The sequence below is a fragment of the Rheinheimera sp. genome (genome assembly GCF_020217005.1).
Lineage (GTDB): Bacteria > Pseudomonadota > Gammaproteobacteria > Enterobacterales > Alteromonadaceae > Pararheinheimera.
In genome coordinates, this window is record NZ_JAIWOI010000356.1 from 1 (window position 1) to 10,000 (window position 10,000).

Here is a 10,000-nt window from a genome sequence, read left to right on the forward strand (position 1 = left end):
CTGAAAGTGACTCCGCAGATTAACGAAGGCAACGCAGTTAAGCTGACCATAGAGCAGGAAGTGTCAGGCCGTAACGGTGATATTGAAGGCAACCCTATAGTCGCAAAAAGGGAAATCAAAACCACGGTGCTGGCCGATAATGGCGCTACTGTAGTTTTAGGTGGCCTGATTGATGAAGATGTGCAGCAAAGTGAATCTAAAGTGCCGATCTTAGGTGATATACCCTTACTGGGGGCCTTATTCCGCTCTACGGCTTCAACTAAACGTAAACGTAATCTGATGATTTTTATTAAGCCAACCATTATGCGCGACGATGGCTTGCTCAGCGAAGTCAGTCAGCGTAAATACAACTATGTGCGGGCTCAGCAACTGGCTCAGGGCGATAAAGGCATTCATTTGATGCCTGGCGCAGAAACTCCAGCTATGCCTGAATTTGATGAAAGCTTAATCATTCCACCAACTTTTGATGAGTATCTGCAGAAAAAACAAGCGCAGGACAAAGAAGCGGTTAAACCTGCAGAGCAGGGGAATAACTAATGTCTGCTGTAGATCTGAACAGCACGCAACCAGCAGCCAAGGTTCGATTGCCTTTTGGTTTTGCTAAACGTTTTGGTGTCTTGTTACAGGCTCAGGCAGAGGGTTGGTTGTTGTACGTCAATCCGCAAACTTCGCCTGTAGCTTTGCTCGAAGTGCGGCGTTTATTGTCTGCACCTTTTAAAGTGCAGAAGCTGCAACAGACAGAATTTGATGCTTTATTGGAAGCGTCCTACCAAAGAGATTCGTCCGAAGCACAACAAATAATGCAGGATATTGGCAACGAAGTGGATTTAGCTTCCCTTGCTGATGAGATCCCGGAAACCGAAGACTTATTAGAAAACGAAGACGATGCTCCGATCATTAAATTGATCAACGCTATGTTGGGTGAGGCTATTAAACTCGGCGCTTCCGATATTCATGTCGAAACCTTTGAAAAAAATCTGGTGGTGCGGTTCCGGGTTGACGGTGTGCTGAGGGAAGTCCTGAAACCCAACCGTAAGTTATCCAGTTTATTGGTTTCCCGTATCAAAGTCATGGCAAAACTGGACATAGCTGAAAAGCGTGTCCCTCAGGATGGCCGGATCAGTTTACGTATAGCTGGCCGTGCTGTGGATGTGCGGGTATCTACTATGCCATCCAGTCATGGCGAGCGGGTGGTACTGCGTTTACTCGACAAAAACAACTCGCATCTGGATCTTAATAAGCTGGGTATGACGGCTGCAGTACAGCAAAGTTTTTCACAGCAAATTCTAAAACCTCACGGCATTATTCTGGTTACAGGTCCCACGGGTTCAGGTAAAAGTACCACGCTGTATGCCGGCTTAACTGAGATCAATACCAAAGACCGGAATATTCTGACCGTTGAAGATCCTATTGAATATGAGCTGGAAGGCATAGGTCAGACGCAAGTGAATACCAAGGTCAATATGACTTTTGCCCGCGGTTTGCGTGCAATTTTGCGTCAGGACCCTGATGTGGTGATGGTCGGTGAAATCCGCGATTTAGAGACTGCACAAATAGCGGTGCAGGCCAGTTTAACAGGCCACTTAGTCTTAAGTACGCTGCACACCAATACAGCCGCTGGTGCTATTACCCGTTTGGAAGATATGGGCGTTGAGCCTTTTTTATTATCATCCAGCTTGTTAGGTGTTTTAGCACAACGCCTGGTGCGTACTTTATGTGTGCACTGTAAACAAGCTCATGAACCTGATAAAGAAGAGCGGGCTTTACTTGGCGTTACAAAAAAAGACGGAACTGTGATTTATCGTGCTGTAGGCTGTGAGCATTGTAATCACACGGGTTACCGTGGCAGGACTGGGATTCATGAACTACTGGTGGTCGATGAGCATACCAGAGAACTCATCCATAACGGTAAAGGCGAGCAGGCCATTGAAAAATACATCCGGACTCAAAGCCCTAGTATCCGTCAGGACGGTTTCAGCAAAGTATTAACAGGTGAAACCACGCTGGAAGAAGTATTGCGTGTGACCCGAGAGGATCTGTAGTGCCAGCTTTTGAATACCAGGCCATGGACGCCAAGGGGCGTCGTAGTAAAGGTGTACTGGAAGCCGATAATGCCCGTCAGGCCCGTCAGCTATTGCGTGAGCAAAAACTGACACCTCTGAGTCTTGAACTAGCCTCCCGTCAGGAAAAGTTACTGGCATCCGGTAAAAAATGGTTTCAATCCGGGATCAAAGCGAGTGAATTAGCACTGATCACCCGTCAGATGTCGACGCTGATTGAAGCTGGCTTGCCGATAGAAAGCGCCTTGCTGGCTGTTTCTGAGCAGTGTGACAAAGCCCGTTTGCAAAGCATGATGATGTCAGTGCGCTCTAAAGTGGTTGAAGGTTACAGTCTGGCTGAAGGTTTAGCCGAGTTTCCTTATGTATTTGACCATCTGTTTACGTCCATGGTGGCCGCAGGCGAGAAGTCAGGTCACCTGGATGCGGTGTTAAACCGTTTGGCCGATTATACTGAGCAGCGTCAGCATATGCGTAGTCAGATTATGCAGGCATTGCTTTATCCTGCCATTCTGACGTTTTTTGCTATTGCAGTGATCAGTATTTTACTGGCGGCAGTAGTGCCACAAATTGTCGGCCAGTTTGAGCATATGGGACAAAGTTTACCTGGTTCAACTTTGTTTTTAATAGCGGCCAGTGATTTCTTGCGCTCTTATGGTCTCCTTGTTTTACTGGCTATTGTTCTTGCCGTTGCGGCCTTTAAACGAGCACTGAAAAAGCCAGCGTTTAAATTGAAAATTGATACCCGGCAGTTGAAGCTGGGGCTGATTGGAAAGGTTAGTCGTGGCTTAAATACCGCTCGTTTTGCCCGTACTCTGAGTATTCTCAACGCCAGCGCCGTACCTTTGCTGGAGGCTATGCGCATTAGCGCAGATGTGCTGGATAACAGTTATATGCGCCAGTCTATTGCCGAAGCTACGTTAAAAGTGCGTGAAGGTTCTTCGTTGAAAAATGCGCTGGAGCAAACCAAATTATTCCCTCCTATGATGCTGCATATGATCGCTTCAGGCGAAAAAAGTGGCCAGCTCGATGGCATGTTAGAACGTGCAGCTAATACGCAGGATAGAGAGTTTGAGACTCTGGTGACCGTTTCGTTAAAAGTATTTGAACCTGTTTTAGTTGCCGTGATGGCTGGCATAGTTTTATTTATTGTAATGGCGATTCTGCAGCCTATTTTGGCATTAAACAATTTAGTCGGAGGTTAAAAATGCAACAACAAAAGGGTTTTACCCTATTAGAAGTGATGGTGGTTATAGTGATTTTAGGTGTCATTGCCAGTATGGTGGTGCCAAACTTAATGGGTAACCAGGAAAAAGCTGCTAAACAAAAAGTGGTAGTGGATATTCAACAGCTGGAGAATGCGCTGGATTTATACAAGTTAGACAACGGCTTTTATCCAACTACTGAACAAGGTTTGCAGGCATTAGTCACTCAGGCAACTTCAGAGCCTATGCCACGTTCTTTCCCGGAAGGCGGTTTTATTAAACGTCTGCAAAAAGACCCATGGGACAATGACTATGTGCTGGTGAGCCCGGGTGAGATGGGGCGCATTGATGTGTACTCTATGGGGCCCGATCGTGTTGCTGGTACAGATGACGATATAGGCAATTGGAATCTGGATGCACCGGAAGAGCAGCAAAACTAAAAAATGAAACGCCACCGCGGATTTACATTGCTGGAAATTATGTTGGTGATGTTGTTATTAGGTTTAATGGCATCCTACGTGGTGGTGAATTTTGTCACTGAATCCAGAACATCGCGTCTGCAAAAAGAGACTGACAGGTTACAGCAGTTGGTACAGGTAGTTTCAGAGACTGCAGTTTTAAAACAGACAGACTTTGGCTTATTGCTGAATAAAAAAGGCTATCAGTTCCTGGTCCATGATGGCCAAAAATGGCTGGAGGTAGGGGAACCTAAGTTTATGCAGTTTCATGCCTGGCCCGATGCCGTTCAGGCCGAACTGGAGTTGGAAGGCTTAAGTTGGGCTGAAGACAGCATTTTAGGGCAGGAAGAGTTCCGTAAGCTGCAGGAAGAGTTGCTCGAACAACAAGAAGAAGCGGCCGAAGAACAAGATGAAAAAGCGGATAAAGACGATAAAGTCAAAGGTCAGGTAAAAAGTCGTGAGAAACCTTTGTTGCCTAACATCTATATTTTATCGTCAGGCGACATCAGCCCCTTTCAGCTGGTGCTGGCAGATGAGACCGAGAGCCCTTTTTGGTATCAGGTGCTCAAAGGCGAGTACAGTATTCCGTTGAGTAAATCTGCAGTGGAACATGACAGACCATGAAAAGCGCCGGCTTTACTTTGATTGAATTGCTGATCGCAATGGCGGTATTTGCCACAGCAGGTGTAGCTGTGATGAAAACAGCTTCTGAGCACATGAATTCCATTTCTCACCTGGAAGATATGACGTTCGCGTCTTATATAGCGGAAAATCAGTTGAATGCGGTTTTTCTGCAAAAAAGTTGGCCACTGAAAAATGAACAAAAGACGGTGGAATTTGCTAATCGAAGCTGGTTATGGCAGCAGGAAATCCGCAAAACCCCAGACGCTAATTTTAGCGCTGTCGTAGTGAAGGTGAGTCTGGCCGATAAACCAGAAAAAGTCCTGTATGAATTGCAAACTTTTGTCGGTAAATCTGATGCAGAAGGTTAACTCATTGCGGGGATTTACCTTTATCGAAATGTTGCTGGCAATGGCAATATTTGCGCTTGTTGGATTGGCTTCTGCCAGTGTGTTATCCAGTGTCACAGAGTCTGATGCCGCATCAAAAAAGGCTGCAGAGCGTTTGGCGCAGATCCAGCGTTTTTTCCTGATTTTAGACCGGGATTTGGCACAAATCAGTGCAAGGCAAATCCGGGTGGACGGGGAAGAACCGATAAAATTTCCCTTGGTTGGCTTTAAGCTGATGTTGGAGAGTGAAGAGGGTGGCTTTAGTTTTGTTCACAATGGCTGGCGTAACCCAGGTATGGTGTTGCCCCGCAGTGAAATTCAGCTCGTAGCCTACCGATTGCGTGAAGGTAAAATAGAACGGCTTTTTAGTTTGTACCCAGATGCGGTCACAGGCAGCGAGCTCAAAGTGCAACCTTTGTTGGATAAAATTACTGGCTTTAAGGTTGAGTTTTTAAAAGACGATAGCTGGCAGGAAAATTGGACCGAGACTAAGTTGCCAAAAGCGCTTCGGTTAACTATCACCCATGAGCAACTGGGCGAGATGCAACGTTTTTACACTCTGATAAGTGGGTTAAGCTAATGCGTCGTCAAGCTGGTGTGGCATTAGTTGTAGTGATGATGATCGTTGCTTTTGTCGTCGTTATTGCTGTAGGCATGAGTGGTCGTTTACAGTTTCAGCTGCAACGTCAGCAGAACTTGCAACAACAACAGCAAGCATACTGGTATGGAATCGCAGCGGAACAGGCCAGTATTCAATTGCTAAAACGTACAGTGGTAGGGAAAGAAACAGTAAATTTATCACAGGATTGGGCACAGCTTGGCGCTACCTTTCCCGTTGATAATGGCAGCATCACTGGCAAGCTGATTGATTTGCAAAGCTGTTTTAACTTGAATAATTTGCAGCGGCCAGCGGATCAGCAGCAGGTCGGTGCAGGCCAGACCACAAGCCAAAAAGCTTTTCAGCGGTTGCTTGAATTAAAAGCCACGGATTTGTCTATGCCGGCTGAGTATTTAACTGCGCGGGTCAGCGACTGGCTGGATGCGGACAGCTTATTGCAAACTGCAGGCGGCGCTGAGCAGGACGACTATGCCGGATTACAGATGCCCTTTTATACGGCGAATAGTTTAATGGGCTCAAAGTCTGAGCTTAGGGTCATGCTGGATTTAACACCAGCAGATTATGAACTGCTGCAGCCCTGGGTTTGCGTTATCCCGAAGGTTAGCAATAGTAAACTGAATATTAATACTTTGACTGTGGAGAACGCGGCCTTACTGGCCGCCTTTATTCCTGAATTGGATGAATCTGCAGCAGCGGATCTGATCGGGAGCAGACCGGAAGAAGGTTTTGCTACCATAGATGAAGTATGGGCCAGTCCTCAATTCGCGGGGATCACTGTCACTGATGAAGTGAAGGCTATGGTAACAGTCAATTCTAATTATTTTGTGCTCGAAACCACTGTTACTTATATGGACAGCATTTTTAATCTGGCTTCCGTATTGGTCATTGATGAGCAGCAAAAAGTAAAAGTGTTAGCGCGGCGGTTTGGAGGCCAGTGGTGAACGAACAATTAATAATAAGACTGGGTAGTCAGCCACAGCAACCAATCAGTTGGTTAGTTTGGTCCGCCATAAACAAAGAGATTATTGCTTCAGGTCAACTGTCCTCTGCGGATGAGCTGCCTGCTTTATCTGAACGCTTAGGTCGTCGCCCTGTGACAGCTTTAGTGCCCGCGGCAGATGTGGTGTTAAGTGAAGTGCAGCTACCATCCAAGCCAAACAGGCAAATAATGCAAGCTTTGCCTTATATGCTGGAGGAAGAGCATGCCGAAGATATTGAGCAATTGTATCTCGCCTTAGGTTTATGTCTGCAACGGGGCAAGGAATACTGGCAGCAAGTCGCCTTATGTAAAAAGACTCAGCTTGATCAGTGGGTTGCTTCATTACTCACAGCAGGATTCCAGCCTTTGCAATTATTGCCTGATGCGCTGTTATTACCTTTGCAGCCACAAGCTGCTTCAGCTATTGAGTTATCTGGTCAGTGGTTATTGCGCCAGGGAGAGTGGCAGGCCTCTAGTATTGAGGCCAATTGGTGGCCAGACTATTTAAGCCTGGCGAACATAGAATTGATCCATAGTTACAGCCCATGGCCCATGGATATCCTGCAACAGGTGGAATTGGCTGAACCCGAACTGCCTCTGGCTTTATTAGCTCAGCAACTGCCAGAGCAGCGCTTTAGTTTATTGCAAGGTCCGTATGCGCCGAAAAAAGCGCAAAACCAGATCTGGTCAAATTGGAAAACATCCGTTCTGGTGGGGGTGGGGTGTTTAGCTTTATATTTAGTCGGGTTAGCTGCTCAGGTGTGGCAACAAGGCCAGCAGTTACAGCAGCAGCGTACTGAGTTAGTGACTTTGTATAAAAGCCGGTTTCCAGCCGAGTCCACCCGGGATATTTCACGGCAGCTAGCGCGTAAGTTACAAGGTGCTGGCTCAGCACAGGACACTGGCTTATTCAGCCTGCTCAATGATCTGCAACAGGAACTGGCCGCGACCACTAACATACGTCTGGATAATTTAAAGTACGACCAGAAAACCAGTGAGCTTAGATTCCAGGCAGAAGCAGACAGCTTTCAACGCTTTGATAATTTAAAAAATCGTCTGGAGCAAAGAGGTTTTGAAGTAAAACAAGGTGCTTTAAGTAACGAAGGTGGCAAAGTACAAGGTACTGTGGCAATGAAGGTGAAAGTATGAACAATTGGCCGGATAGACAATTTTCACAGCCGCAGGCTGCTCTTAAGAGTAGGGTACAGGGAGGTACCGTATGAAAAATTGGCAGGATAGACAATTTTCACAGCCGCAGGCTGCTCTTAAGAGTAGGACACAGGGAAGTGCCGTATGAAGCAACTGCAAAACTGGTGGCAGTCATTACAAAAACGTGAGCAGCAACTGATGCTGAGCGCAGCGGCAGCTCTAGTTGTGGCGGCATTCTATTGGTTACTATGGGCACCTTTACATCAAAGTAATCAGACGCAGCAACAGCAGTTGCAACAGGTTCGTCAGCAATTACAGCAAGTTCGCAGCTTTCCGGCTGTCTCAACCCAAACTAAAGCTCAGGGTAGTCTGACGGATATTATCAGTTCAAGCGCTCGTTCTCATAAAATTCAGGTCAGCCGGATGCAGCCACAAAATGAACAGATGCAGGTGATGTTAAATGATATTAGTTTTGATCAGTTACTCACCTGGCTACATGAGTTACAGTATCAGCATCATGTCAGCATAGTTCAGTTGGATCTGACTGCTGCAGATGCACCTGGTATGGTGCGCGTCCGGCGTCTATTGGTTGAGTCGTAAATGAATTATAAGAAGATAATCCCGGCTGCAATTGGCCTGTATTTAGTATTTCTAGTGGTGTTAGCGCCAGCAGCCTGGTGGTTGAAGCTTGTGGACTTACCATCACAGCTGAAATTAGGCCCTGTCAGTGGCACGTTATGGCAAGGTCAGGTGCAAGCTGTATCGCTAAATGGTTATGTGTTGCCACAACTGAGCTGGCAACTAAAGCCTTGGGCCTTGTTCACAGGCAAGCTGGCTTTGTCACTCGATATAGGTCAGATCCGTCAGCCAACTTTGCCTTATGCCAAAGCTGACCTTGCTTATGGTTTCTCCGGCCTGGAGCTGAATTCAAGTCAATTACGTTTGCCGGTAGAACCTATCATTCCGTTACTCAAACTACGTTTACCTTTTGAGGTCTCTGCCAGCGGGAATCTGTTGTTGAATATTCAGCATTTCACTATGGGAGCTCCTTGGTGTGAACAACTCGCGGGCAAAGCCAGCTGGCTGGACGCAAAGTTCCTTGCACCTTCAGGCTGGATAGATTTAAAAGCCTTGGATGCCGGACTGAGCTGTGAACAAGGCCAGCTACAGTTAGTGACTGAACCAGGTAATCCGCTGGCACTCAATGTAACAGCTGTTATTGGCGAGCAGGGCAAGTACCAACTAAATGGCACCATGAAACCTGATGCCAGTATGCCAAAAGAAGTGCATCAGGCGATGCAATATGTCAGCAGACCTGACGCTGAGGGGCGTTTTACTTTGAAGTTGCAGAGCCGTTAGCACTCACTTTAGGGCGCCATTTTTGGGCTGGTAGTCTTTGACCCCAGTCGGGTATTCACCTCTGTGATTGGGGCTTCGTTCATTGATTGCCAGCTTATAACTTCAATGAATGACCGGATTTTCCTTTATATCCGGCAGTAACTCAGAATAATCTTCTATAGATAGAAACTCAGTGATAGTCCGGCTTGGTTTCTGGCTGTCCGGATTGGCCACAGCTAACAAATGAGCTATACCAAAACGTTGAGCTGATTGCAGGATCGGAAGGCTGTCGTCGACGAATAAAGTGCGTTCAGGGTCAAAGCCAAAACGTCGTTGCAGCTGCTGCCACAATTCCTGCTGTTCTTTAGTGACACCAAATTCATGAGTTGATACCAGGGTATCAATGTATTGGGCAAGCTCAGTCCGTTCTATTTTTAATGACAGCGAATCCGGGTGGGCGTTGGTCACCAGTATCACTTTTCGGCCTGAATTTTTTAATGCTGTCAGAAAAGCCGGAGTGTCAGCACGCATCTTAATTTTGTCCATCACTTCACGCTTTAGCTCTGTGATAGGCAAAGATAGTCTTTGGGTCCAGTAATCCAGACAATACCATTCTATTTTGCCATTGAGCTCGTGATACTCTGCCTCCAGTTGTTGCTTGGCCTCATTTATGCTGATGCCGCTGATCTCAGCCCAACGTTTCGGCAAATGTTCCAGCCAGAAGTAGTTGTCGAAGTGTAAATCCAGCAAAGTACCATCCATATCCAATAAAACGGTATCAATTTGTCTCCAGTCCAGCATAGGTTTTTCCAGCTAATCCATTTATAGTAAGGCGATGGCCCATTGTAGCAGAGGCAGTTTTATGACGCAGCGCGACGGCGACAAAGAAAAACCGCAGATTTTAGATCAAAAACTGGTCGCTGAAAGTCGGTTGTTTAAAATTGAACAGTTGGATTTGCAGTTCAGTAATGGTGAAAAACGTACCTACGAACGGATGAAAGGCGGCAGCCGTGGGGCTGTGATGGTGGTTGCCTGTCCTGATCCACATCGCTTTTACTTGATCCGCGAATATTGTGCCGGCACACACGATTATCAGTTGGGATTTCCAAAAGGGCTGATTGACCCGGGCGAATCTGTCACTGAAGCTGCAAATCGTGAACTACAGGAAGAAATTGGTTTTAAAGC

The 10,000-nt window shown here is 46.6% G+C and carries 13 protein-coding genes; 12 read left to right on the plus strand and 1 reads right to left on the minus strand.

Translation table 11 applies throughout. The features are described from left to right. The 11 genes from LDL40_RS17525 to LDL40_RS17575 all read left to right on the plus strand — a co-directional run. Positions 1-537, plus strand: a 537-nt coding sequence (locus tag LDL40_RS17525; RefSeq protein WP_367304344.1) for a type II secretion system protein GspD, incomplete at its 5' end; no start/stop codon positions are given. Beyond that, complete coding sequence (gspE, locus tag LDL40_RS17530) at positions 537-2,042, plus strand: type II secretion system ATPase GspE (protein WP_300996759.1); 1,506 nt, start codon at positions 537-539, stop codon at positions 2,040-2,042. The genes LDL40_RS17525 and gspE, both read left to right, overlap by 1 nt. Beyond that, entirely contained in the window at positions 2,042-3,262 is a 1,221-nt protein-coding gene (gspF, locus tag LDL40_RS17535) for a type II secretion system inner membrane protein GspF (RefSeq protein WP_300996760.1), read from the plus strand. The genes gspE and gspF overlap by 1 nt, the downstream gene beginning before the upstream one ends. Before the next feature lie 2 nt (positions 3,263-3,264). Next, positions 3,265-3,702 carry a type II secretion system major pseudopilin GspG gene (gene gspG, locus LDL40_RS17540; RefSeq protein WP_300996761.1) on the plus strand — a complete coding sequence of 146 codons (438 nt, stop codon included), beginning with the start codon at positions 3,265-3,267 and terminating at the stop codon, positions 3,700-3,702. A 3-nt stretch (positions 3,703-3,705) separates the two neighbouring features. Beyond that, positions 3,706-4,344 (plus strand): type II secretion system minor pseudopilin GspH, encoded by a 639-nt coding sequence (gene gspH / locus LDL40_RS17545; RefSeq protein ID WP_300996762.1) that lies wholly within the window; start codon positions 3,706-3,708, stop codon positions 4,342-4,344. After that, positions 4,341-4,712: a type II secretion system minor pseudopilin GspI gene (gene gspI, locus LDL40_RS17550; RefSeq protein WP_300996763.1), complete on the plus strand. Its 372-nt coding sequence runs from the start codon at positions 4,341-4,343 to the stop codon at positions 4,710-4,712. Before gspH ends, gspI begins: the two co-directional genes overlap by 4 nt. Then, on the plus strand, positions 4,699-5,310 hold the full coding sequence (gene gspJ / locus LDL40_RS17555) for a type II secretion system minor pseudopilin GspJ (RefSeq protein ID WP_300996764.1): 612 nt from the start codon (positions 4,699-4,701) through the stop codon (positions 5,308-5,310). The genes gspI and gspJ overlap by 14 nt, the downstream gene beginning before the upstream one ends. Next, entirely contained in the window at positions 5,310-6,290 is a 981-nt protein-coding gene (gspK, locus tag LDL40_RS17560) for a type II secretion system minor pseudopilin GspK (protein WP_300996765.1), read from the plus strand. Before gspJ ends, gspK begins: the two co-directional genes overlap by 1 nt. Then, positions 6,287-7,477, plus strand: coding sequence for a type II secretion system protein GspL (gene gspL, locus LDL40_RS17565; RefSeq protein WP_300996766.1), 1,191 nt, complete (start codon positions 6,287-6,289; stop codon positions 7,475-7,477). The genes gspK and gspL overlap by 4 nt, the downstream gene beginning before the upstream one ends. 144 nt (positions 7,478-7,621) lie before the next feature. After that, positions 7,622-8,077, plus strand: coding sequence for a type II secretion system protein M (gspM, locus tag LDL40_RS17570; protein WP_300996767.1), 456 nt, complete (start codon positions 7,622-7,624; stop codon positions 8,075-8,077). Then, on the plus strand, positions 8,078-8,836 hold the full coding sequence (locus LDL40_RS17575; protein ID WP_300996768.1) for a type II secretion system protein N: 759 nt from the start codon (positions 8,078-8,080) through the stop codon (positions 8,834-8,836). It abuts the gene before it with no gap. 102 nt (positions 8,837-8,938) lie between these two features. Here LDL40_RS17575 and yrfG read toward each other — a convergent pair whose 3' ends face one another. Next, complete coding sequence (gene yrfG, locus LDL40_RS17580; RefSeq protein ID WP_300996769.1) at positions 8,939-9,616, minus strand: GMP/IMP nucleotidase; 678 nt, start codon at positions 9,614-9,616, stop codon at positions 8,939-8,941. A 61-nt stretch (positions 9,617-9,677) separates the two neighbouring features. On the opposite strand from yrfG, the gene LDL40_RS17585 reads away from it, so the two are divergent. Next, positions 9,678-10,000: NUDIX domain-containing protein (locus tag LDL40_RS17585; protein WP_300996770.1), on the plus strand; the 323-nt coding region annotated here is incomplete at its 3' end.